Below are 24930 nucleotides of genomic sequence, written 5' to 3' on the forward strand. Positions count from 1 at the left end.
GGAGATAAAGCCATGACTTTAGAGATCAAAACGTCAAATGTCGAACCTATCCGCCAGAACTACGCCTATATCGAAAGACGATTTGGTACTAAGCCAGCAACTCGATATCAAGAAGTAAGTTTTGATGTACAGGCAGAAACTAACTTTCATTATCGTCCTTTGTGGAAACCTGAAAAGACTTTAAATGACAAAACCCACACCGCTCTGCAAATGCAAGATTGGTACGCATTTAAAGATCCACGTCAATTCTATTATGGAACTTATGTTCAGCACCGTGCACGTTTACAAGATACTGCAGAAAGTAATTTTGCTTTTTTTGAAAAACGTCAGCTTGCAGAGCATTTGTCTGATGAAGTCAAAGGCAAAGTCATTGAGTGTCTATTGCCATTTCGCCACGTTGAACAAACTGCAAACTTACACATGATGTCTGGAAGTGCCTATGGATATGGCACGGTGCTTACCCAAGCTTGTATTTATGCCGCGATGGATCATTTAGGAATTGCACAGTACATCTCACGGATTGGTCTAGCTTTAGATGGTAATAGCGGCGATTCATTACAACAGGCAAAACAGGCTTGGATGCAACATCCAGCATGGCAAGGCTTACGCCGTCTGTGTGAAGAAAGCCTCACTGAGCAAGACTACTTCAAACTTTTCTTATTACAAAACCTTGTGATTGACGGCTTTGTGACAGAGCTTGTTTATCAACAGTTTGATCAGTGGTTAGTCACTCAACATGCTCGCGACTTAGCCATGCTGACTGAGTTTATGAAAGACACTTTAGGCGATTTACGTAAGTGGTCAGACACCGTCATTAAAACTGCCGCAGCAGAATCCGATCACAATAAACAACTATTAAATGAATGGTTCACTCAGTCTTTAGCTCAAGTAAAAGCAGCCTTTACACCTTGGGCAACAGCAGCCTTAACAGTAAATGCAGTCGATCAAGCAGAACAAGTTGTGATTGATCGCGCAAAAAAACTCGGCCTACAACCAGAACTGGCAAAAGCTTAAGGAGAAGCAACATGTCTAAAGTATATCTCGCATTACAAGACAACGATACTTCACGCTACATCCTCGAAGCGATTGAAGAAGATAACCCTGAAGCGTCAATTCAGTATTTACCCGCCATGATTCGCATTGAAAGTGAAACTGATTTGGTGATTAAAGCTGAAACCGTCTCTGAGAAACTAGGCCAAGATTGGGACATCCAATCGTTACAACTCAACATGATTACGCTGGGCGGCAATGTCGAAGAAGATGACGATACTTTCCGCCTTCACTGGAATTAATCACAACATAGACGTTGTTTAACAAAGATTTAAGGATGATCAATCATGACAACTCAAACGAAAGAAACCAGCAAAAAGTTAAATGCTAAAGATCGTTACCGCGCATTAACCCGTGATCTGGACTGGGACTTTTCCTATGCTGACCGTAAAGACGCGTTCCCTTATGAAGAATTTGAAGGCATCAAAATTACGGACTGGTCTAAATGGGAAGATCCATTCCGTTTAACCATGGATGCTTACTGGAAATATCAGGCAGAAAAAGAGAAAAAACTGTATGCCATTTTTGATGCCTTTGCTCAAAACAATGGTCAGATGAATGTCAGCAATGAACGTTACTTAAATGCGATCAAACTCTTTTTAACAGCGGTGACCCCACTTGAATACCAGGCCTATCAAGGCTATGCACATGTAGGCCGCCAGTTTAGTGGTATTGGAGCACGTATTGCTTCTCAGATGCAGTCGATTGATGAGCTGCGTCATGTACAAACCCAGATTCATGCCATGAGCCATTACAACAAGTTCTTTGATGGTTTTCAGGACTGGGCACATATGCATGACCGCGTTTGGTATTTGTCTGTGCCTAAATCATTTTTTGAAGATGCCCGTTCTGCCGGACCTTTCGAATTTTTATTAGCGATTAGTTTTGCTTTTGAATATGTACTTACCAACTTACTGTTTGTGCCGTTTATGTCAGGTGCAGCTTATAACGGCGATATGGCAACCGTAACCTTTGGTTTTAGTGCACAGTCAGATGAAGCGCGCCACATGACGCTTGGTCTTGAAATCGTAAAATTCTTGCTCGAACAACATGAAGACAACGTGCCGATTGTGCAGGAATGGATTGATAAATGGTTCTGGCGTGGAACGCGTTTGCTTTCAATTGTGGGCATGATGATGGATTACATGCTGCCAAACAAAGTGATGTCGTGGAAAGAAGCTTGGGAAGTTTATTTTGAACAAGCAGGCGGTGCGCTATTTAAAGATTTGAGCCGTTATGGCATTCGCATGCCGAAATATAGCGATGTCATTGTGAAAGAAAAAGAGCATGTCTCACATCAGGCATGGTGGATTTTCTATAACTTTGGTCATGCTGCTGGTTTCCATACATGGATTCCAACCGACGAAGAAATGGATTGGTTATCTGCTAAATATCCAGACACTTTCGATAAATACTACCGTCCAAAATGGGAGTTGGCCCGCAAAATGGAAGCTGAAGGTAAACGTTTCTACAGCGCAGGTTTACCACAGCTTTGTCAGGTTTGTCAGATACCAATGACCTTTACCGAAATGGGCGATGATCCGACTCAATTTAGTTATCGCCATAGCATCTACCAAGGCGAACGCTACCACACCTGTTCAGATGGTTGTCATGACATTTTCGAACGTGAACCTGAGAAATATATACAAGCATGGCTACCTGTAAATCAAATTTTGCAAGGCAACTGTGGTGGCGGTGACCTCGAAACCATGCTTCGCGATTATTACCGTATGAATGTCGGTGCCGACAATCTGGATATTGAAGGCTCACCAGATCAACAACGCTGGAAAAAATGGAAAGGCAACGCAGCTTAAGCACAAGGAATTGTTCAGGCAGTGATCAAGCTGCCTGATAGGAAATAAGGAGATTGAACATGACTGTTCGCGCGATACACAACAACTATCAATTTGAACCGCTTGATCTGCAAAAAAATTATGGCGATCAATTCTTACTTTACGTGGGTTGGGATCATCACACCCTTTTTTGCTCGGCACATGCCATGCTTGCCTCACCTCAACAAACTTTTGGACAGTTGATTGAGCAACAAATTACAGGTGGTTTTGCCCAACATCCAGATTTTGCCAAAATTGATTGGTCAAAAGTTCAATACACCCTAGATGGTCAAACAATCGAACCAGAGAATACAAAAAGCTTGGCAGAGCTTGGTTTTGGGCATAAGTCATTACTTCGTTTCGTTACGCCAGAATTAAATGGCTATAACGACAGCTACGTTTAATTCGGAGGTGTGTCATGAGTTATCAAGTCACCATTGAACCGATCGGAACAACGATTGAAGTAGAAGAAGACCAAACCATTTTAGATGCCGCTTTACGCCAAGGCGTTTGGTTACCCTTTGCCTGTGGTCATGGCACTTGTGGGACATGTAAGGTTCAAGTCACCGATGGTTTTTACGATGTCGGTGAAGCTTCACCATTTGCGCTCATGGATATTGAACGTGATGAAAATAAGGTGCTTGCCTGCTGCTGCAAACCACAGTCCGACATGGTCATTGAAGCCGATGTCGATGAAGACCCAGATTTCTTAGGTCATTTGGTTCAAGACTATCAAGCTACCGTAATTGAAATAAAAGACTTATCGCCAACCATTAAAGGAATCCGACTACAACTAGATCGCCCAATCGAGTTCCAAGCGGGTCAATATATCAATGTCCAATTTCCAGACATTGAAGGAACTCGTGCGTTTTCAATTGCCAATTCACCAAGTGAAGTGGGCATAGTTGAGCTGCATATTCGTAAAGTTGAAGGCGGTGCAGCGACGACTTATGTACATGAACAACTTGCCACAGGTGATCAGCTTGATATTTCAGGCCCTTATGGTCAATTTTTCGTACGCAAGTCAGATGATCAAAATGCCATTTTCATTGCAGGAGGTTCAGGTCTTTCAAGTCCACAATCGATGATTTTAGATTTACTTGAGTCTGGAGATAGTCGCACGATTTACCTCTTCCAAGGAGCACGAGACTTGGCAGAGCTGTACAACCGAGAATTGTTTGAACAACTCGTAAAAGACTATCCAAACTTCCGCTATATCCCTGCCCTGAATGCACCAAAACCAGAAGACCAATGGACTGGATTTACCGGATTCGTGCACGAGGCTGTTGCCGATTACTTTGAAAATCGATGTGGTGGACACAAAGCGTATTTGTGCGGTCCTCCAATCATGATCGACTCGGCAATTTCAACACTCATGCAAAGTCGCTTATTCGAACGGGACATTCACACTGAACGGTTCTTAAGTGCAGCCGATGGCGCTGCTGGACAGTCACGTTCGGCTTTATTCAAACATATTTAAAGATAAACCTTTAAGCACTCGGCTTTTTCAAATGAGCTTTGTATTTGTAATTTAGAAAGCAAATACAAGGCTCACAGGAGTTCTGCATCCCAAATTTTTAGGTTAAACAGACTCAGATTTTTAAAAATCGTTAAGGAATAACGTTTTTTAGTGACAAGCCAAACAACACAGAATAGGACATTCTATGAATAACAAAATTGCTGCAATCATATGTGGTGTAATCAGCGCCCTTTACCTTCCCTCTGCATTTGCGACAGAAAACGGCTCGGACTCTTTTGCATTAGGTGCCGAAGGTATGATGGCGGGTGCCTTACCACCTGCTGGGATCTATCTACTCAGTTATTATCAAAATTACCACGCATCAGATTTTCAAAATGGTCCCGATCAGTTCCATGTTGATGTCAACGCCGTGGTTCCGCGGTTGGTTTGGATGACCGATCAAAAAATTATGAATGGGCAACTCGGTTTTTATGCAGCCCAGCCTTTGGTTGATCTAAGACTCAAAGTAAATGGAATGGCTGACTCAAACCAAGGTCTCGGAGACTTGATTTTGGGTGGCATGCTCGGCTGGCATCAAGGAAATCATCACTGGATTGCAGCCCTAGAAACCGTACTGGGAACAGGTGAATATGACACTCCAAGTACGACACATCCAGTTGAAGCCAATCTCGGGAAAAACTATCACACCATTCGACCTATTCTTGCCTATAGTTATGCCAACGCAGCAGGTTTAGACCTTTCAACTAAACTGTCTTATAGCTGGAATACGCGTAACGATGCAACCGACTACCAGTCTGGACAATACATTGCGAGTGACTATAGCTTAGGCTACCGTATTAACCCCAAACTCAAAGTTGCAGTTGAAGGCTATGCTTTTAAACAAACCACAGATGACAAAGTAAACGGAAGTGACATTGGGTTTAAAGGACAAGCTTTTGCAATTGGGCCAGGCATTCAATATGCCGATAAGAACTGGTCTATCGAAGCCAAATTTCTAAAAGAAACCGAAGTCGAATATCGTCCCGAAGGCCATACCAGCTGGCTAAAACTGATTTGGGCTTTCTAAAACACATCAACGCATAGCTTCAGCTTTTGAGGCTATGCCCTGCTTTATTTAAAAGTCGATACCGTCTGAATCATCTATTGGATTTTGGTCGAGCGTGAAAACGGTGCGTTTATATGGAATACCTTCAAGATCATAAACCTGATAAATACAATCAAATAAAAGCTGTAAGTCTTCACTTCGGTCCATTGCACGAGCAGTAATAAAAATCGGACTGACTGCGCCGTTATCTAAAATCGGAATGTAATTTAAATGAGGAAAACGAATGGTATCGGCACTGGCAGGAATAATACACAAACCTTCACCTGCTGCCACCAAACCCAAAGCCAATTGAATTTCCCGTATTTCATGCATATTTTTTGGAACCAAACTGTGCTCGGCAAAAATATTTAAAAGCTGGGTCGAAAAATTAGGTTTCGGCGAAGTGGGATACATAAACATCTTTTCATCAATGAGATCGGCCAGATATACCCCTTCTGTACGCTGAGCAATCGGATGACTCGTATGCGCAGCAACCACCAAGCGTTCTTTACGTAGCAGAATACGTCTCACTGCAGGATCACTAATTCTTAAGCGTCCAAATCCAACATCAATACGTCCTTCTTTTAATGCCTGTAGTTGCTCGGTCGTACTTAACTCCATCAATTGAATATTCAAATGAGGTTGTTGTTGCCGAAATAAATAAATGATTCGAGGCAGTAAACCATAGAGTAAAGACCCGACAAAACCAATCGTCACACTACGTTCAATCAGACCAATACGTTTGGTCATACTTTTTATTTCTTCAGCATTCGACAAAAGTTTAAGGGCATGCTGATAAAAGAAATGTCCGGCTGGGGTTGTCTGTAAAGGACGGCTTCCGCGCTCAAACAGTTGAATTCCAAGCTCACTTTCCAAATTTTGAATCTGTCGACTCAAAGGTGGTTGAGCAATAAATAGTTTTTCCGCGGCTTTTGTAAAGCTCTGCTCTTCAACAACAGCCACAAAATACCGTAAATGTCTTAGTTCCATAAGGCATCCATACCTTTAAGATATAAAAAAATGCAAATTCAGTCTTAGACACAGTTTAACCATTCTTTTAAGGTATATACAAGCAGCAAACCGATGAAGTGATGAATTGCTTTGTGAAAAAGCCTTCTTGCCAATCTTCCAGTGATTCATCTTCATCAATTCACGGTTAAACACCCAGCGCACTCATGCGCTTCATTGACAATATTAGGATATCAAGACCTTGTAGATCGTAGCTAAGGCCTTGGTGACTTCCACACTTTTGGAAAGTCGGAGAACGGACATGCCACGTATTCCTGTAATCAATACTAGCCATCTTGACCGTATTGATGAATTACTTGTAGATAATATCGATACAGGTGAATTTAAACTTCATCGCTCAGTGTTTACTGACGAAGCCCTATTTGACCTCGAAATGAAATATATCTTCGAAGGTAATTGGGTTTACTTAGCACACGAAAGCCAAATTCCAAATAATAATGACTACTACACCACTCACATTGGTCGTCAGCCAGTCATTATTGCCCGCAACCGTAACGGCGAACTCAATGCCATGATCAATGCGTGTTCACACCGCGGAGCACAACTTTGCCGTCACAAGCGTGGTAACAAAGCAACATATACCTGCCCTTTCCACGGCTGGACGTTTAACAACTCAGGTAAATTACTCAAGGTTAAAGATCCAAGCGAAGCTGGTTACTCGGACTGCTTTAACCAAGAAGGCTCACACGACCTTAAAAAAGTGGCTCGTTTTGAGAGCTACAAAGGTTTCTTATTTGGTAGCTTAAATCCCGATGTTCCTTCACTTGAAGAATTCTTGGGTGAAACCACCAAAATCATCGACATGATTGTTGATCAGTCTGAACATGGCCTTGAAGTTTTACGTGGTTCATCTACCTATACCTACGAAGGCAACTGGAAACTCACCGCTGAAAATGGTGCCGATGGTTACCACGTTTCTGCTGTTCACTGGAACTACGCAGCAACAACGCAACACCGCAAAGAAACACAAGCTGCCGATAACATCCGTGCGATGAGTGCAGGTTCTTGGGGTAAACAAGGCGGTGGCTCGTATGGCTTTGAAAATGGTCACATGTTGCTTTGGACACAATGGGCAAACCCAGAAGACCGTCCAAACTTCCCGAAAGCAGACGAATACACCGAAAAATACGGTGAAGCGATGTCGAAATGGATGATTGAGCGTTCACGTAACTTGTGTCTCTATCCAAACGTTTATTTGATGGATCAGTTCGGTTCGCAAATTCGTGTACTTCGCCCACTTTCTGTCAATAGAACCGAAGTCACCATTTACTGTATCGCACCTAAAGGCGAAGCACCCGAAGCTCGCGCACGTCGTATCCGTCAATATGAAGATTTCTTTAATGCTTCAGGCATGGCAACACCAGACGATTTAGAAGAATTCCGTGCTTGTCAGGCAGGCTACGCAGGTATTGCCCTTGAGTGGAATGACATGTGCCGCGGTTCAAAACACTGGATTTATGGACCAGACGATGCAGCGAATGAAATCGGTTTAAAACCAATGTTAAGTGGGATTAAAACTGAAGATGAAGGCTTATATCTTGCCCAACATCAATATTGGTTACACACCATGAAACACGCGATTGCATCAGAGAAAGAAATTGCTGATCAGGGAGAAACAGCATGAGTGCTCAAGACAAAGCAACTTTAGAAAATATTGCTCAGTTTCTCTATCGTGAAGCTCGCTTTTTAGATGATGAACAATGGGAAGATTGGATTGAATGCTATGCACCCGAAGCTTCTTTCTGGATGCCAGCTTGGGACGACGACGATAGATTGACTGAAGATCCGCAATCTGAAATTTCACTTATTTATTATCCAGACCGTCAAGGTTTAGAAGATCGCGTGTTCCGTATTAAAACCGAGCGCTCATCTGCAACCATGCCAGACACACGCACAAGTCACAATATTGCCAACGTTGAAGTCGTAGAGCGCGATGGCGACAAAGTTACTGTGCGCTTTAACTGGAATACCTTGAGTTTCCGTTACAAGACAAATTACAGCTATTTCGGTATGTCACGTTATGTGATCGATTTTTCAGGTGATCAACCAAAGATCTTGAGCAAGTATGTCGTTTTGAAAAATGACTACATCAATCAAGTCATTGATATCTACCACCTTTAAGACATACCCCCCTCAGTTAAACGGACTGTTGGCTGAGGGTAAAAGTTTCAAATATTTTGTAGGATACATGCCATGTCAAACCACAATATCGCACTTCAATTTGAAGATGGTGTTACACGTTTCATTAACGTAGCTCAAGGCGAAACCCTATCTGACGCAGCCTATCGCCAAAAAATTAATATTCCTTTGGATTGCCGTGACGGTGCATGTGGAACTTGCCGCGCATTTTGCGAATCCGGCAGTTATGACATGCCAGAAGAAACCTATATTGAAGATGCACTAACCCCAGAAGAAGCTGAGCAAGGCTATATTCTTGCTTGCCAATGTCGCCCAACTTCAGATGCGGTATTCCAGATTCAAGCATCATCAGATGTTTGCAAAACTGCAATTCATAGCTTCCAAGGCACCCTAGCCCGCGTTGAAAACTTGTCAGACTCAACCATCACATTTGATATTCAACTTGATGAAGGTCAACCGGATATTCATTTTCTTGCAGGTCAGTATGTGAATGTTGCTATTCCTGAAACTAGTGAAACACGTTCATATTCATTTAGCTCAAAACCGGGCAATCGTTTAACAGGCTTTGTGGTCCGTAACGTACCGAATGGCAAAATGAGTGAATTCTTGAGCAAAAATGCCCAAGCTGGCGACAAAATGACATTTACCGGCCCATTCGGTAGCTTCTATTTACGTAATGTAGCACGTCCAGTGCTGATGCTGGCAGGCGGTACTGGCATTGCCCCATTTATGTCGATGTTACAAGTGCTTGAAGAAAAAGGTTCAGAACAGCCAGTTCGTTTAGTCTTTGGTGTAACCAATGACTTTGATTTGGTGGCTCTAGAAAAACTCAATGAATTGCAGGCAAAATTCCCTTGGTTTGAATATCGAACTGTAGTTGCAAGCCCTGAGAGCAACCATGAACGCAAAGGCTATGTCACTGGTCATATTGAAAGTGAATGGTTAAACGGTGGTGACGTCGATGTTTATCTATGTGGGCCCGTTCCAATGGTAGAGGCTGTACGTGGCTGGTTAGAAACTGAAAATATCAAACCTGCTAGTTTCTTGTTTGAAAAATTCTCTGCAAACTAACTCAAGGTGGAGAAGTTATCTATGTCAAACCGTCAAAGATTTACCGATAAAGTGGTGATTGTCACAGGTAGTGCCCAAGGTATTGGCCGTGGCGTAGCACTACAAGTTGCAGCTGAAGGCGGCCAAGTCATCATGGCTGACCGCTCTGAATATGTTGAAGAAGTTCTCAAAGAAATTCAGAGTGCAGGCGGTGATGCTGTCACGATTAATGCTGACCTTGAAACATATGCAGGTGCACAAGCAGTTTTTGCAAAAGCCATTGAACACTATGGTCGGGTAGATATCCTGATTAATAATGTAGGCGGCGCGATCTGGATGAAACCTTTTGAAGAGTTTTCTGAAGAAGAGATCATTAAGGAAGTGAATCGCTCGTTGTTTCCAACGTTATGGTGTTGCCGCGCTGTGTTACCCACAATGATTAAGCAACAGTCGGGTGTGATTGTAAATGTATCTTCAATTGCAACCCGTGGTATTAACCGTATTCCCTACTCAGCATCTAAAGGTGGTGTAAATGCTTTAACAGCATCGCTTGCTTTTGAACATGCTAAAGATGGAATTCGAGTCAATGCTGTTGCGACTGGCGGAACAGAAGCACCACCTCGCAAAGTACCACGTAATGCTAATCCGCTAAGTCAAAATGAAAAAGACTGGATGCAGCAAGTGGTTGATCAAACCATAGATCGAACATTTATGGGCCGTTATGGCACAATTCAAGAACAAGTAAATGCAATTTTATTTCTTGCATCAGACGAAGCATCATATATGACTGGCTCGGTTATTTCAGTCGGAGGTGGAGATCAGGGTTAACCCTGATCTTTTTATATGATTGGGTAAATAATATGATTTGCATGGAGGCAATCACACATGGCAACCCTGTTCAAGACATTAAAAAATGACTGGTCCATATCAGCAACAGTTGCGGGCTTTCTCGCGGTTTTAATTTCTTACTCAGGCCCACTGATTATTTTTTTCCAAGCTGCTCAGCGTGCCCATGTGTCCACCGATATGATGGTGTCATGGATTTGGGGAATCTCAATTGGTGCCGCTGTTTCAGGTATTTATCTTTCGATTAAATATAAAACTCCTGTCATCACCGCATGGTCTGCACCGGGTACCGCCCTGTTAGTTACCCTATTTCCCAATGTCTCGTTGAATGAAGCGGTAGCCGCCTATATTACTTCTGCCATCGTTATTTTTTTAATTGGCATTACTGGTTATTTCGACAAGTTACTGAAGTGGATTCCGCAAGACGTCGCTGCCGGCATGATGGCAGGTATTCTTTTTCAATTTGGTATTGGTCTATTTACCGCGTCTGATAGCATGCCTTTTATTGTCTTTAGCATGCTCATTGTCTTTTTAATTGCCAAACGTTTAATGCCGCGCTACACCATGATTTGGGTGTTAGCTGCCGGAGTTTTATTAAGCCTCATTTTAGGCAAGATGAATCCGGTTGATGTGAGTTTTAGTTTAGCTATTCCACAGTGGATTAGCCCAGAATGGACATGGAACTCAACACTGAACCTCGCTGTCCCGCTCATTTTAGTCAGTCTAACTGGTCAGTTTTTACCAGGTATGGCGATTATGAAACTCAGCGGTTACGACACCCCAGCCAAACCCATTATTACTGTCACTAGTATTGCCTCTTTAGCCGTTGCCTGTGTCGGCGGTATTACGATTGTGCTTGCCTCAATTACCGCTGCTTTATGTATGGGCAAAGATGCACATGAACTGAAAGAAAAACGTTACATCGCAGGAATCGCCAACGGGATTTTTTATATTTTAGGAGGCTTATTTGCTGGCAGTATTGTCATGCTATTTAGCTTACTTCCTAAAGAGTTGGTGGCAGCACTGGCAGGTTTAGCTTTGCTTGGAGCAATTGCCACCAATATTTCTGTTGCCATGAAAAATGACAGTCAACGTGACGCTGCTCTTATTACCTTTTTAGCCACAGCATCGGGCATGCATTTTCTTGGATTAAGCTCAGTCTTTTGGGGTATTTGTATTGGTGTAATCGCCCATTTCATTCTCACACCACGTTCAACTTCAGCCACAAATTAAGTTTTTTATCTAAGCACCCGCCACTAAAATAAAGCCTCAATCGCCAAATCAGGATGCAAATAATTTGCTAATTCTGATTTTGCGATTTTTTATTGAATATAGATTAAATTTCATTTTTAAGATCAATTTATAAAATAATCAAATAATAGACTTTAGTATTTTGTTTTTATATTTTTACTTCAACTCATAATATAAATTTAGGTATATTTTTAGCTGTGATTATCATCAATAAAATCTATAAAAAAACATCTATAAAATCCTTAAAATTCTCATAATACAATATTTAACTCCCTTTTAAAGACACAACATAACCAACTAAAGCAATAAAAATAAATACATATTTTTCAAATAATTAAACCAATAAAAGCACAATACCTTAAAGACATAAAGATATATCAATTAGGTTTTTGACTCTAATCCAATAACAAAATAGTTTATTAAAAAATAACGCGATGCTTCACAAATTGGAGGTGAAGGAAATGGATATGAGCAAGGTTAATATTAATGAGTTAATTGATAAAGCTAGTTTTACATCTTTTCATTGGAAAGTTTTAATCTGGTGCTTACTTATTATTATTTTTGATGGATATGATTTAGTTATTTATGGGGTTGCTCTTCCTCTGTTAATGCAGCAATGGTCATTAACTGCGGTAGAAGCTGGTTTACTCGCCAGTGCCGCTCTATTCGGCATGATGTTTGGTGCCATGATTTTCGGCACACTTTCAGACAAACTGGGACGTAAAAAAACCATCCTGATTTGTGTCACCTTATTTAGCGGATTTACCTTTATGGGTGCCTTTGCCAAAGGACCAACAGAGTTTGCTATTTTGCGCTTTATCGCAGGTCTTGGGATTGGTGGCGTTATGCCAAACGTCGTCGCGCTTATGACCGAATACGCCCCTAAAAAAATTCGCAGTACATTGGTCGCAATCATGTTTAGTGGCTATGCAATTGGCGGCATGACATCAGCACTACTCGGCGCATGGCTGGTTAAAGATATGGGCTGGCAAATCATGTTTTTAATTGCGGGTATTCCCCTGTTATTGCTCCCACTCATTTGGAAATTTTTGCCTGAATCTCTCACCTTTTTAGTGAAATCAAACCATAGCGAGCAGGCAAAAAGTATTGTTTGTAAAATTGCGCCAGAAACGCAGGTAAACGTCAATACACAACTGGTGTTAAACGAAAGCACAACCACAGATGCACCTGTCCGTGCGCTTTTCCAACAAGGCCGTACCTTCAGCACATTTATGTTCTGGATTGCTTTCTTTATGTGTTTACTCATGGTGTATGCCTTAGGAAGCTGGTTACCTAAACTCATGCTGCAAGCGGGCTACTCATTAGGTGCGAGCATGTTATTCCTCTTTGCACTTAATATTGGCGGTATGGTCGGTGCAATTGGTGGCGGTGCTTTAGCAGACAGATTCCATTTGAAACCTGTTATTACGATCATGTTTATTGTGGGATCAGCAGCTTTAATTCTGCTTGGCATCAATAGTCCACAATTTATTTTATATAGCCTGATTGCGATTGCTGGTGCCGCCACAATTGGTTCACAAATCTTACTCTACACCTTCGTTGCACAGTTCTATCCAACGGCACTTCGTTCAACAGGCATGGGCTGGGCATCTGGAATTGGCCGTATTGGCGCGATTATTGGACCAGTTTTAACCGGAGCCCTACTCACTCTTGAGCTTCCTCACCAAATGAATTTCTTAGCGATTGCAATTCCAGGTGTGATTGCTGCACTTGCAATATTTATGGTTAATCTCAAAGCCTCTGTTGCCGCACAAACGCCATCAACTTTTAACCCTCAAAACACGCTTACCCAGCAGTAAAAATACATGCGCCGAGGACTGGCGCATCTTTTTGGAAATGGATTATGGAATTATTACACCGCTTTAAGCCATGTGCTTTAACTTTTGCGACCTTAGTGTTGATGTGTGGCAATTCATTCGCTGCAAATCCAAATCAGCAGCCCGAAGATGAATGGAAATTCACTTTAAAAAACGCCTATATCAACCGTAATTTTGATAATGATGCCTTAAAAGATACTGGCAGTTGGTCTCAGGCAGCATCTTTATTTTATAAATCGAAAATGCATGACACTCCGCTGCAAATTGCAGACAAACCCATCACCATTGGGGCTGATGCTTCTGTTCAATACGCCGTGCGCTTAAGTTCAGACAAGCATGTTGCGGACACGGTTTTACCTTTTAATAAAGAAACTCAGTCACAAGCATCGGACTTTTTAAAATACGGTGCAACCTTAAAACTGGGCTACGACAAAACCCTTTTAAGTGTCGGTGAACTCTGGCTAGATTTACCCGTAACAGCTGTGGATGCAAGCCGACAATTGCTTGCCTCTTATTGGGGAACCAATCTTAAGTCACAACTTTCAGATCAGCTTTATGCTGAAATTGGTCGCGTTGAAAAAGTGTCGCCACGAAATGAAGAAGATTTTAAAAAGTTTTCCTTTACGGCAAATGGAATTACCAAAGAATCTGATGGCCTGAACTACTTAGATCTGCGCTATCAATTCACGCCGTCACTCAAGGGCGAATACTACTTTGGTAATTTAGAAGACCTCTACAACAAACACTATGTAGGGCTTGAGCATAATTGGAAACAACCTAACTTTGCTCTTACGTCTAAGTTTAAATATTTTAATGCAAAAGATGACGGCAACACTTTTGATATTGATGCGCAAAACATTGGGGTGTTAGAAACACTTAAAGTAAAAAATCATACCTTTGGTTTGGGGTACCAACAAATTATGGGTGAATCGGCTTACCCTCTACCAGATGGCTTTTTGCCAGAGACTTATTTCATTAACTGGAATACCACCGGATTTTTTAAAGAAGACGAAAAGTCCTATCATGTGATGTATGGCTATGACTTTAAAGACTATGTACCAGGCCTAAATGCAATGGTGAAATATGTTTACGGACATGACTTTAAAGCAGCCAATGGCGAGAAAAACCACGAGACTGAGTCGAATGTGATTTTAAATTATGCATTTCAGCAGCCATTCTTAAAAGGCGTTGCTCTGCAATACATTCGTATTGATTACAACGTTAAACATGGCAATGATTTTGGCGAAGATCGCTTGTTTGTAAACTACACAAAAAAGTTTTAATAACTTTTGATTCAATCTAAGCGGGCTAATTTTGGCCTGCTTTTTTATTTTATTTCGCTCATAAAAAAACGCTCTTACGAGCGTTTTTTAATTAATCTTGTAGCTTAAGCAACATGCTTTTGTACAACAATCGAACCCACTGAATAACCAGCGCCGAAAGATGAAATCACGCCATACTCGCCATTATCTACTTCGTGGCCTGTACGGTGTAAAGCAATAATAACGCCTGCTGAAGAGGTATTTGCAAACTCATCTAAAATAATTGGTGCACGGCTTAAATCAGCTTCTTTACCAGCAACATATTTCAAGATTAGTTCATTCATGTTGGCATTGGCTTGGTGTAACCAGAAACGCTTAATATCGTTTGCAGTTAACTGCATTTTTTCCAACTGCGCATTAATGATTTTTGCCACTAACGGACAAACATCTTTAAATACTTTGCGGCCATCTTGACGGAATAACTTGTCGTCAACCACTGCATCTTCGCTACGGTTTAAGAAACCAAAGTTATTGCGAATGTTGTTTGAAAATTGAGTAAATAAATGAATATCTAAAATTTCAAAACCAGTTTTAGTAGTCGTTTCTTCAATAATAGAAGCCGTCGCAACATCACCAAAAATGAAGTGACAATCACGGTTACGGTAGTCTAGGTGACCCGATGTAATCTCAACGTTCACCAATAAAACACGGCGAGCACCTGAACGAATTGCATCAGCCGCTTGTTTCAAACCAAAAGTGGCAGCTGAACATGCAACGTTCATGTCGTAGGCATAACCTTGAATGCCAAGTGCTGACTGGATTTCAATTGCAACTGCTGGATAGGCACGCTGCATGTTTGAACATGCCAAAATCACAACATCGATATCTTCAGCAGTTACGCCTGCATTTTCCATTGCCTGCTTTGCAGCAATCACACCCCACTCTGCTTGAAGTGAAAGCTCGTCATTTGAACGTTCAGACAAACGAGGACGCAAGCGATTTGGATCAAGAATACCCGATTTCTCAATCACGTAACGGCGCTTAATACCAGACGCTTTTTCAATAAATTCAGCACTAGAACCACGTAATTCTTCTAGCTCACCTGCTGCAATTTTCTCTGCATTCTCTTGGTTATATTGTTCCACATAAGCATTTAAACTGTCGGCCAGTTCTTCATTAGAAATGATTTCTGTTGGGTGAAATAACCCAGTACCTGTGATACGAATGCCCATGTAAAACTCCTAAAAAAATGAATAGGGTCTGTTAATCTTTCATTTATAAATTGCGTTGTAGGCTAAACAACAACATAAACAGACCCCGATCTATCTTAACTGATTCCCAAACGATCCCATAACTTTTGCAGTCGAGTTGGTGAAATAGGCATCTTGGTTTTCATCGGTTGAGAAAATAAAGAAATGCGGAATTCTTCCAACATCAAATACAATTCTTTGATTTTTGGATCGTTTTTGAATTTAAATACCTTGTCCATCCATGGATCGACATCATCAATAGCGGCATGATCTCGCTGTAGATTATTTGGCAATCGATCTAAACGCAATAGCAGCGCTTTTAAATATCGCGGATATTCCTGCCAAAGATCGACGGGTTGGCAATAAACAAAATTGCTAAGTGACATTAAATCTAGCTGATCTTCAATATCATCAACACTACGGCCAAATATGTCTCGGTCAAGCACTAAAAGCTGACGGCGAATTTGCTGCCATTGAATATAAATATCACTTAGTTGCTCAAGTGCTTGCTGACCATGGGTCAAAAATTGCTTTTTAACTTGCTCAAGCAGTTTATTAAATTCATCTGCATTAATTGGCAAAGTTGTAATTGCCATTTGCAACGTAGCATAGACCAACATCTGCTCAAGCTTAGCTTTATCACCCAAAGGTGAATATGCCAAAGCAAGCGGTTTTGAAATCTGCTTTTTCAACTGGCGAACCAAATCGCCAAGTTGCATATGGACGAGACGAATAATACCTTCACGATGCTGCTTAATAGCTTCAGCCTGATCATTAAAGGTTTGTATAACAACACCAGAGTCATCTTTAGCTTCAATTTCAGCAAAAGTTTTTGTAGGTACCAAAGCCTGATATTGCTTTACTACAACGCCCGTAACTTTATGAGAAGCCTCAAAAGTAAAGTTTTCAGGGAAGTTTTTAAACTCACCTTTTTGCTGTTTAACCGGACGATGTGTTTCCACACGGCAACGCGCTTTTAATTCAGGTAAATCGCGGCCTTTTGCAATCAACTTACCTTTTTCATCAATAACTTTAATGAAAGGCACCAAATATGGATCAATGCGTTCAAACGAGAAATCTTTGTCAGTAATTTGCTCACCACGTAAGGCAAAAGCTAAATAACTAAAAATATGTTCACGTAAATGTACTGCATCAATGCCTTGCATGAGCTTGCGAGCAGTATCAGGAATAGGCACGACATTACGACGCTTATCTTTAGGTAAAGCTTTAAGTAATGCCTCAATTAAATCTTGGCGCCAACCTGGAATTCCCCATGACCAGATATTTTCATCAACTTGAGGCAATGCCTGTACAGGAATTTGAACAGTTGCACCATCTTCGTCGTGGCTCGGGTCAAAATGATATGTCGTTGCTAAACGTAGCTGCCCATTGTGTAGATGATCTGGGAATTGCTGCGTTGTTGGTCTGTCATTTAGCCAGAGTGAATCATCTTCAATAAATAAATAACGCGGATGATTTGCTTCTACCGTCGCACGCCAGTCTTCAAAACTACGACGGCTTGCGATTTCTTCAGGAATCTTAGAGGCATAAAACTGATAAATCGTTTCTTCATCGACCACTAAATCACGGCGACGCAATTTATCTTCAACTCGCTCTACTTCTTCAAGTTTAAGCAAGTTGTGTTTTAAAAATGGAGGAATCGTACCCAAGTTACCCGTGGTTAATGCGTCGCGTAAGAAAATCTCATGAGCAGCAGGCTGGTCAACTTTCTCAAAATTAATTAAACGCTTTGGCTCAATAATTAAACCAAACAGTGAAATTTGCGCATACGCATTTACAATGCCAGCTTTCTTAGACCAATGTGGTTCAAAATAGTGATATTTCAATAAGTCGCGTGCGGCAAGCAAAATCCATTCAGGATCAATTTTGGCTAAAGTACGTAAGTACACTTGAGAGGTTTCCACCATCTCAAAAGCCATCACCCATGAGGTATTGGTTTTGTGCAACGTACTTGCTGGAAAAACTTTAGCCTTTTGCTGACGCACCGCCATAAAGGTATTGCGTTCATCTGTTTTATTGGCAATAAAAGACAACAAACCTGTCAGCAATGCACGGTGCAAGTTTTCATAATTTGCAGCTTTTTCATTAAAGCTTAATTTTAAACCTTCTGCTAACTCAACCAATTGCTGGTGTGTCTGCTTCCACTCACGTAAACGTAACCAACTTAAAAAATTCTGCTTAGCAAACTGACGTCGTTTATTTTCAGACATCCCTGCTTCACCTTTAGGATTTAAAGTCTCCCAAAGTTTCAAATAAAACAGAAAATCTGAATCGGCTTCTTTGAACAAAGCATGCTTTTGGTCAGCCTGCATTTGTTTATCTGCTGGACGCTCACGCGGGTCCTGAACAGCTAAAGCACTTACCACAATTAAGATTTCTTTGAGTACGCCAAAATGAGCACCGCCCACGATCATACGGGCCAAACGTGGATCAATTGGCATACGTGCCATCATTTGCCCGACTTTGGTCAGCTCATTTTTCTTCTCGTTAAGTGCCCCTAACTCAATCAGCAACTTCCTACCATCATTTACAAGACGGAAATCTGGTGGCTCAATAAAATCAAAGTTTTCTAGCTCACCCAACCCTAAACTCTGCATTTGTAAAATAACAGACGCTAAGTTAGTCCGTTTAATTTCAGGTTCGGTAAATTCAGGGCGGCTTAAGAAGTCTTCTTCGCTATATAAACGAATACACACACCCGCCGCAATACGACCACAACGCCCTTTACGCTGATTGGCAGCAGCTTGAGAAATTGCCTCAATTGGCAAACGTTGCACACGTGAACGGTAGTTATAACGAGAAATACGGGCAAAACCGCTATCAATCACATAACGAATATTTGGAACAGTCAGTGCAGTTTCGGCCACGTTGGTCGCAATAATAATACGACGGCCTTTTCCCCCTGGACTAAAAATCTTTTGCTGTTCAGAAACAGCTAAGCGTGCATACAAAGGTAAAATTTCGGTATGCCTTGGCCCGTACTTTTGCAAGGTTTCCTGCAACTCACGAATTTCTTGTTCTGTACTTGAGAAAATTAAAATGTCGGCATGTTCGGGGTGACCTTTTGCTTCGGCATCAGCAAAGCATTCTTCAACTGCCTGTACAACTGCTCGAGGTAAGTTTTCTTCGAAATCATCAAACTCATCGTCATCACTTCCGCCAATATTCATCTCTGAAATTGGACGATAAAGCACTTCAACCGGATAGCTACGACCTTCTACTTCAAAAACTGGTGCATCATTAAAGTAATTACTAAAACGATTTACATCTAAAGTTGCCGAAGTCACGATAACTTTTAGGTCTGGGCGTTTTGGCAGTAACTGCTTTAAATAACCCATAATAAAATCGATATTGAGTGAGCGTTCATGCGCTTCATCAATAATGATCGTGTCATATTTAGACAAGAAACGGTCATTGCCTAACTCGGCAAGCAAAATACCATCGGTCATTAACCGTACAATCGAATCTTGCGAACCTTGTTCATTAAATCGGATTTTAAAACCAATCGATTCGCCAAGCTTTTCGCCGACTTCTTCTGCAATACGCTGCGACACACTACGTGCAGCTAAACGACGTGGCTGAGTATGACCAATCATACCTGTTAAGCCACGACCTGCTAGCATTGCAATTTGAGGAAGCTGAGTGGTTTTACCTGAACCTGTTTCACCCGCCACAATAATGACCTGATACTTTTGAATCGCATCAATTAAACGGTCAGCATATTGAGAAACAGGTAGTTCCTGATTCAGTTTGATTTTAGGCAGTCGTTCAAATCGTTGCCTTACTTTGGCATTCGATTGTTCAAATAATTTTTCAATCTCTGCTGTATTGGCTTTTTTATCTTTACGCAAACGATTTAAACGGTAACGATCTCTTGCCATTACCCACTGATCAATATTTAAATCATTCTGCACAGACAAATTTTCCTGAAAATACAACAATCCTCTATTTTACGCTCTAATGCCCTTCAGGTAAAACACTTGGTTTTTTATATATTTTTAATTTTTTAAAATTTTACCCTTGAATTTTGACTAAGTAGACTTCATGTTGTTATGCAAGTTTCTTTTACTATAACTGTCATTTGATTTACATGTTTTTGCAGTCAAATCGAATACAGTGTTTGGGGACTTAAAAATCGTAAATTTATCACTTATTCAATTTTCCGATTTTAGTCATGTAAAAATACTATTTCCCCAATAAAGAATTTTTATTTATTCTACATCTCGTAAACAAGTTTAAATATAAACCTCAATCATGGAGACAATGATGAGCTTGATTAATACTGAAGTTAAACCATTCCAAGCAACTGCTTACCACAACGGCCAATTTGTTGAAGTTAACGAAACTAACCTTAAAGGTAAGTGGTCTGTTGTATTCTTCTATCCAGCTGACTTCACTTTCGTTTGTCCAACTGAACTTGGTGACTTAGCAGACAACTACGCTGAATTCCAAAAACTTGGTGTTGAAATTTATGCTGTATCTACTGATACACACTTCACTCACAAAGCTTGGCACGACACTTCTGAAGAAATCAAAAAAATCCAATATCCATTAGTTGGTGACCCAACTTGGACTCTTTCTAAAAACTTCGACGTTCTTATTGAATCTGAAGGTTTAGCTGACCGTGGTACTTTCGTTATCGATCCAGAAGGTAAAATCCAAATCGTTGAACTCAACGCTGGTGGTATCGGCCGTGACGCGTCTGAACTTCTTCGTAAAGTAAAAGCTGCTCAATACGTACACGCTCATCCAGGTGAAGTTTGCCCAGCTAAATGGAAAGAAGGCGAAGCTACTCTTGCTCCATCTATCGACCTAGTTGGTAAAATCTAATTTTTTAGATTAGACCAATACGTCTGAAAACCACCCTTTTTAGGGTGGTTTTTTTATTGGTTATTTTTATAAATCCAAGCCCTACTCTCTACTCAAATTTTATAGCTAATTTTTTACAATTCTTATACTTATAAATTTATAGCAATATTCATTTATGAATTGTCAGCCTGCTTAACTTAGAGTACTGTCGAATTATGAAACAAAAGAGCTTTATATATGTATTAAAAGATCAAACAAAAGTAGGAGTAGTTATATGGAAAAATCTGTTGTTGTAACCTCTTGGAAATACGATGTTTCTTCACGCTATTTAAAAATCTTCTATAGCAATGGCTCAGGTGAGCTCTACCATCCAGTTCCAGAGTTTATCTACAATAATTTGTTACGTACCAATGATAAAACTGCATTTGTTCACAAATATCTTGAGTTTGATCTGCATTTTAATAGACTCCGTATTTCTGCTTAATCATAAAAAATCAGCCCGCTGGGGCTGATCTGTTTTATATCTTTTGGCTATTAAGCCGCGTCATTTTGTCCAATATATTTTTCTAGCATTTTTTCCTTCACATCAACATGCATATTGATTTTACTAAGGTCACCCTTATAGTGCTCGACAACGCGATCATCCATAATTTTTGACCACCAAGATGGAATAAATGCAGGCAAAATCATTGCACCATAACCTGCTGGTAATTGCGGCGCATCTTCAAAGTGACGTAAAGTCTGAAAGCTGCGAGTTGGATTGGCATGATGATCTGAATGCCGTTGTAATTGATACAAGAACAGATTGGTCACCACATTATTATTGTTCCAGCTGTGCTCTGGCAAAGTACGTTCATATTGGCCATTTTCTTTCTTTGCACGCTTTAAACCATAATGTTCAATGTAATTCACCGATTCAAACAAAGTTATTGCATACGCAGCTTGAGTAACTTGAAATGGAATCGAACGCGCACCAAATTTCGCAAACATGGCTGCATGGTACACAACCGACATTGCCCAGCCATGAATCAGCTCATTTTCCTTACAGAAGAAAGGCAATTTCTTACGTTCTAAACGATTTTTTTCAATTTCAATCGCCGATTTAAAGCTGCCAATTACGGTACGTGGTAAGAACTTCCAAAAGGTTTCGCCAAATTGTGAAGATGCTGGATCTTCAGGTGTCGCTACTCGACGGTGGTGTCCATAAGGGTGTTCGATTCGGAAATGGTTATAACCGGAAGGCGCTAAGGCTAAATGAGATAAATAATGTTCAAGCTGCCCATTCTTGTGGCTAAGTTCATGTGCCGTATTAATGGCAATCCCATTAACCATTCCCACCAAAGTTCCAAGTAAAACCTGATCAGCAAGAGGTGTATTTTTACGACTGGCTAAATATGCCCCATAAATATTGGTCGCATATTGCAAAGGAATAAAAAGTTTAACAATGCGAGCGTAATACGGATCTGCTTCTAAATCCGCGATTGCGTCTAATGGCGGATTTTCCTTGTCTTCCCCAATCAGTTTATCTAATGCTGGAATAACGCCATGAATAAATAATGGCCCAAATGAAGCAAAGAACTTTTTAGTTTTTTTAGGACCAAATTGATAGCCTGCTAGCCCACCCATTGCAATGGTCGGTACAGCCAAACCCAATAGCCATAAATGACGTTTTTTATCCTTAAATGTTGTTGTCGCTTGCTCGACATCCAGTTGAGTATGCATATTCATTAGAGACTCCAATCAAACACAAAATGTTTTGCTTGAATTGATTGTGCTCGTTCATAGTCCCTCTATATTATCATTTTAAGACTTGCTATTATCATTTTAAGACTTTGCTGAGTTTTTCTTGTGCAGAAGCAACAGATTCCTGTTATCCCATCACGTTATTATTTACGGCTGATTGAAATTTTAATCGGCACGCATCAATACGATAATGATTTATTGGCGGCATTCCAGCAAGAACTGGCAAAAACAGAATTATTATCGATTCAACAAATTGAACAATTTATTGAAATGGGTTTAAGTCTGCCCAACACTCAAGACTTAGCCTTTGAACTGGGTAAAAATATCAAACTCAGCTCACATAGTCTGGTCGGCTATGCACTAATGACCAGTCCTAATCTGGAACATGCACTTAGGCTAATTGCACAATATTTTAGACTGATTATGCCGAGTTTTAAGCTCAGCATTCAGTTTCCGACCAATCAGCAAAAGGTTGAACTATTATTTGAACCGATTTTGCAGATGAATAAGCAATGTTTGGCTTTTCATATTGAAGCGATTGCCGTGGCCTTTTACTACAGCCTGTTAGAATTGGCAGGTCAGCAATTACAACGCTACCAAGTGTATTTGAGTGTTCCAGAGCCGAGCTATCAAGAACGTTACATTTCCCTAGTAAAAGCCAACTTCCACTTTAACTATACGTGGCTTTCAGGTATCCGCGTGGTGATTGATCAACAACAATTAGCACTACCCTTGCCTCTAGCTGACGCACATAGTCTAAAAATAGTTGAACAACGCTGTCAGGAACAAATCCAGAAGATCTATCATCAAGGTGAAATTGTTGAATGGGTTAGTATGATGTTGCGGCAAGCCAATCAAGTCCCAACCCTAATGGAGTGTGCCAAAGTATTAAATATTTCGACCAAAACTTTACAACGCTATTTACAACAGCAAGGCGTTGAATTTCAAAATTTAAAGCAACAGATCAGTACTGAGCGTGCCATTGATTTGTTAGAGAACTCTACCTTTACCATTACCCATATTGCCTATGAACTGGGCTATTCAAATCCTGCCAATTTCACCCGTGCATTTAATAAAGTACAGGGCTGTAGTCCACAAGCTTATCGGCAAGAATATCTCAAGAAAGCGAATCTACTTTAAAACTACCAGACTTAAACCAGCCCCTACCGGCAAAATACTGCTCATAAAATTTTCATCTTTTTTAATTAAAGATAAGAATGAACTTACTTCAGCCGCATGTGAAATAACCTTATCAATAATAAGGACACCACCTTTGGGCTTGATCAGACGCTTTAAATCGGGCCAATAATTTTCGTAAGCATTACGCTCAGCATCTAACAAAATAAAATCGAACGTTTCGTGAGTTTCTTTTAAATAATCAGCGGCATCCCCTATCCAAAAATCAACAACTTCATTTAATGCCAGTTCCGTAGCATGGCGTTTCGCCTCGGTACTGCGATTGGCATCAATTTCAAGCGTGGTTACTTTTCCATGAGTCGATTGTGCAGCCTCAGCAAGCCATAGAGTAGAATAACCCGTTGAAGTACCAATTTCTAAAATTGATTTGGCTTGCTGCATTCGGATAAATTGCGACAGAAGTTTTGCAGATTCAGCCTCAATATTTCGATAGCGTAGCAAGCGATCTGACTGCTGGGCATCATGTCGTTTAAAGGTGTCATATAAATCTGCAACTCTTTGTAAGAAAAAAGTATTTGGCATATCTTCACCCTTTAAAATCGTTATTTTATATGACAACCGTTTGAGTTAAGTGCTTTGAATTAACTTGAACCGTGGCACGATACTTCCGTCAGCAATTTGAACCGTTTCAGTAAACATATCAAGCGGACGTACCCAAGTTGAATAGTCACCATAAAGACACTGATAAACCACGAGTTGCTCTTCAGTCTCGCTGTGCTTTGCCACAGAAAAAACTTGATAGAGATTACCTTTATAATGCTGATAAATGCCGCGTTGCAATGACATGAAAGTACCTTTTAATGTTATGACATAAAATCTTTACAGCCATATAACATATATAAATTTTTAAACACTTTCACTTTAAAAGATAAAAAAGAGTAATAAAGATGACCTAAAGACAAATTCTACTTTAACTTCTTGATATTATTTATAAGTGCCAATCAACATTCAAAAAACCGATCAAATCTATAAAAACATACTGTTTCACCTATTCTGTGTTTTAACGTACTATGCATCTATTGAAAGAATTTGGATGCATTGGAGTAAAA

General features: G+C 40.6%; 21 protein-coding genes and 2 pseudogenes. 16 read left to right on the forward strand and 7 right to left on the reverse strand.

Annotation, left to right across the window (positions count from 1 at the left end; translation table 11 throughout):
• The first annotated feature begins 12 nt into the window (after window positions 1-12).
• The 6 genes from QLG01_RS18920 (at window position 13) to QLG01_RS18945 (ending at window position 5428) form a co-directional block, all read left to right on the forward strand.
• Entirely contained in the window at window positions 13-1014 is a 1002-nt protein-coding gene (locus QLG01_RS18920) for an aromatic/alkene monooxygenase hydroxylase subunit beta (protein WP_282497171.1), read from the forward strand.
• 11 nt (window positions 1015-1025) lie between these two features.
• The gene (locus QLG01_RS18925; protein ID WP_000049450.1) at window positions 1026-1292 is read left to right on the forward strand and encodes an MmoB/DmpM family protein; all 267 of its coding nucleotides are present in this window, start codon (window positions 1026-1028) and stop codon (window positions 1290-1292) included.
• Window positions 1293-1337: 45 nt separating this feature from the next.
• Window positions 1338-2864, forward strand: coding sequence for an aromatic/alkene/methane monooxygenase hydroxylase/oxygenase subunit alpha (locus tag QLG01_RS18930; RefSeq protein WP_000211828.1), 1527 nt, complete (start codon window positions 1338-1340; stop codon window positions 2862-2864).
• 59 nt (window positions 2865-2923) lie between these two features.
• Window positions 2924-3286 (forward strand): phenol hydroxylase subunit P4, encoded by a 363-nt coding sequence (locus tag QLG01_RS18935; protein WP_077164561.1) that lies wholly within the window; start codon window positions 2924-2926, stop codon window positions 3284-3286.
• A 14-nt stretch (window positions 3287-3300) separates the two neighbouring features.
• A complete protein-coding gene (locus tag QLG01_RS18940; RefSeq protein ID WP_192833711.1) occupies window positions 3301-4362 on the forward strand; it encodes a phenol 2-monooxygenase domain-containing protein in 1062 nt (353 codons plus the stop codon).
• Between the two features lie 184 nt (window positions 4363-4546).
• Window positions 4547-5428: a transporter gene (locus QLG01_RS18945; protein WP_282497172.1), complete on the forward strand. Its 882-nt coding sequence runs from the start codon at window positions 4547-4549 to the stop codon at window positions 5426-5428.
• Window positions 5429-5476: 48 nt separating this feature from the next.
• On the opposite strand, the gene QLG01_RS18950 is transcribed toward QLG01_RS18945, so the two are convergent.
• Together QLG01_RS18950 and QLG01_RS18955 are read right to left on the reverse strand one after the other, a co-directional pair.
• Entirely contained in the window at window positions 5477-6436 is a 960-nt protein-coding gene (locus tag QLG01_RS18950; RefSeq protein ID WP_004702719.1) for a LysR family transcriptional regulator, read from the reverse strand.
• A gap of 44 nt (window positions 6437-6480) precedes the next feature.
• Window positions 6481-6610, reverse strand: a pseudogene (locus tag QLG01_RS18955) (hypothetical protein).
• A gap of 106 nt (window positions 6611-6716) precedes the next feature.
• Here QLG01_RS18955 and benA point away from each other — a divergent pair.
• The 7 genes and pseudogenes from benA to QLG01_RS18990 all read left to right on the forward strand — a co-directional run bounded on the left by benA (window position 6717) and on the right by QLG01_RS18990 (window position 14882).
• On the forward strand, window positions 6717-8099 hold the full coding sequence (gene benA / locus QLG01_RS18960; RefSeq protein ID WP_004793610.1) for a benzoate 1,2-dioxygenase large subunit: 1383 nt from the start codon (window positions 6717-6719) through the stop codon (window positions 8097-8099).
• Window positions 8096-8606 (forward strand): annotated as a pseudogene (benB, locus tag QLG01_RS18965) (benzoate 1,2-dioxygenase small subunit); the annotation flags it as partial. The gene benA and the pseudogene benB, both read left to right, overlap by 4 nt.
• A gap of 62 nt (window positions 8607-8668) precedes the next feature.
• The gene (gene benC / locus QLG01_RS18970) at window positions 8669-9685 is read left to right on the forward strand and encodes a benzoate 1,2-dioxygenase electron transfer component BenC (RefSeq protein ID WP_252060107.1); all 1017 of its coding nucleotides are present in this window, start codon (window positions 8669-8671) and stop codon (window positions 9683-9685) included.
• Window positions 9686-9706: 21 nt separating this feature from the next.
• Window positions 9707-10492: a 1,6-dihydroxycyclohexa-2,4-diene-1-carboxylate dehydrogenase gene (locus QLG01_RS18975; RefSeq protein ID WP_252060108.1), complete on the forward strand. Its 786-nt coding sequence runs from the start codon at window positions 9707-9709 to the stop codon at window positions 10490-10492.
• A gap of 57 nt (window positions 10493-10549) precedes the next feature.
• The gene (gene benE, locus QLG01_RS18980; RefSeq protein ID WP_267531582.1) at window positions 10550-11743 is read left to right on the forward strand and encodes a benzoate/H(+) symporter BenE; all 1194 of its coding nucleotides are present in this window, start codon (window positions 10550-10552) and stop codon (window positions 11741-11743) included.
• 479 nt (window positions 11744-12222) lie between these two features.
• Entirely contained in the window at window positions 12223-13581 is a 1359-nt protein-coding gene (locus tag QLG01_RS18985) for an aromatic acid/H+ symport family MFS transporter (protein ID WP_282497173.1), read from the forward strand.
• Window positions 13582-13625: 44 nt separating this feature from the next.
• The gene (locus tag QLG01_RS18990) at window positions 13626-14882 is read left to right on the forward strand and encodes an OprD family outer membrane porin (RefSeq protein ID WP_282497174.1); all 1257 of its coding nucleotides are present in this window, start codon (window positions 13626-13628) and stop codon (window positions 14880-14882) included.
• Between the two features lie 104 nt (window positions 14883-14986).
• On the opposite strand, the gene QLG01_RS18995 is transcribed toward QLG01_RS18990, so the two are convergent.
• Both QLG01_RS18995 and hrpA read right to left on the reverse strand, forming a co-directional pair.
• The gene (locus tag QLG01_RS18995; protein WP_013198471.1) at window positions 14987-16093 is read right to left on the reverse strand and encodes a beta-ketoacyl-ACP synthase III; all 1107 of its coding nucleotides are present in this window, start codon (window positions 16091-16093) and stop codon (window positions 14987-14989) included.
• A 95-nt stretch (window positions 16094-16188) separates the two neighbouring features.
• Window positions 16189-20046: an ATP-dependent RNA helicase HrpA gene (gene hrpA, locus QLG01_RS19000; RefSeq protein WP_282497175.1), complete on the reverse strand. Its 3858-nt coding sequence runs from the start codon at window positions 20044-20046 to the stop codon at window positions 16189-16191.
• A 352-nt stretch (window positions 20047-20398) separates the two neighbouring features.
• Between hrpA and ahpC the strand changes: the two genes are divergently transcribed.
• Together ahpC and QLG01_RS19010 are read left to right on the forward strand one after the other, a co-directional pair.
• The gene (ahpC, locus tag QLG01_RS19005) at window positions 20399-20962 is read left to right on the forward strand and encodes an alkyl hydroperoxide reductase subunit C (RefSeq protein ID WP_003652649.1); all 564 of its coding nucleotides are present in this window, start codon (window positions 20399-20401) and stop codon (window positions 20960-20962) included.
• Window positions 20963-21215: 253 nt separating this feature from the next.
• The gene (locus QLG01_RS19010; protein WP_004793625.1) at window positions 21216-21425 is read left to right on the forward strand and encodes a KTSC domain-containing protein; all 210 of its coding nucleotides are present in this window, start codon (window positions 21216-21218) and stop codon (window positions 21423-21425) included.
• A gap of 50 nt (window positions 21426-21475) precedes the next feature.
• On the opposite strand, the gene QLG01_RS19015 is transcribed toward QLG01_RS19010, so the two are convergent.
• Complete coding sequence (locus tag QLG01_RS19015) at window positions 21476-22669, reverse strand: alkane 1-monooxygenase (RefSeq protein ID WP_282497176.1); 1194 nt, start codon at window positions 22667-22669, stop codon at window positions 21476-21478.
• Between the two features lie 120 nt (window positions 22670-22789).
• On the opposite strand from QLG01_RS19015, the gene QLG01_RS19020 reads away from it, so the two are divergent.
• A complete protein-coding gene (locus QLG01_RS19020; RefSeq protein WP_282497177.1) occupies window positions 22790-23824 on the forward strand; it encodes an AraC family transcriptional regulator in 1035 nt (344 codons plus the stop codon).
• Here the strand turns inward: QLG01_RS19020 and QLG01_RS19025 are convergent.
• On the reverse strand, window positions 23816-24403 hold the full coding sequence (locus QLG01_RS19025) for a class I SAM-dependent methyltransferase (RefSeq protein ID WP_151987363.1): 588 nt from the start codon (window positions 24401-24403) through the stop codon (window positions 23816-23818). The two genes, QLG01_RS19020 and QLG01_RS19025, sit on opposite strands and share 9 nt — an antisense overlap.
• 45 nt (window positions 24404-24448) lie before the next feature.
• Window positions 24449-24667, reverse strand: coding sequence for a DUF1653 domain-containing protein (locus tag QLG01_RS19030; RefSeq protein WP_262770652.1), 219 nt, complete (start codon window positions 24665-24667; stop codon window positions 24449-24451).
• Window positions 24668-24930 lie beyond the last annotated feature (263 nt).

The sequence above is a fragment of the Acinetobacter sp. V89_4 genome, from assembly GCF_029967875.1.
GTDB lineage: Bacteria > Pseudomonadota > Gammaproteobacteria > Pseudomonadales > Moraxellaceae > Acinetobacter > Acinetobacter oleivorans.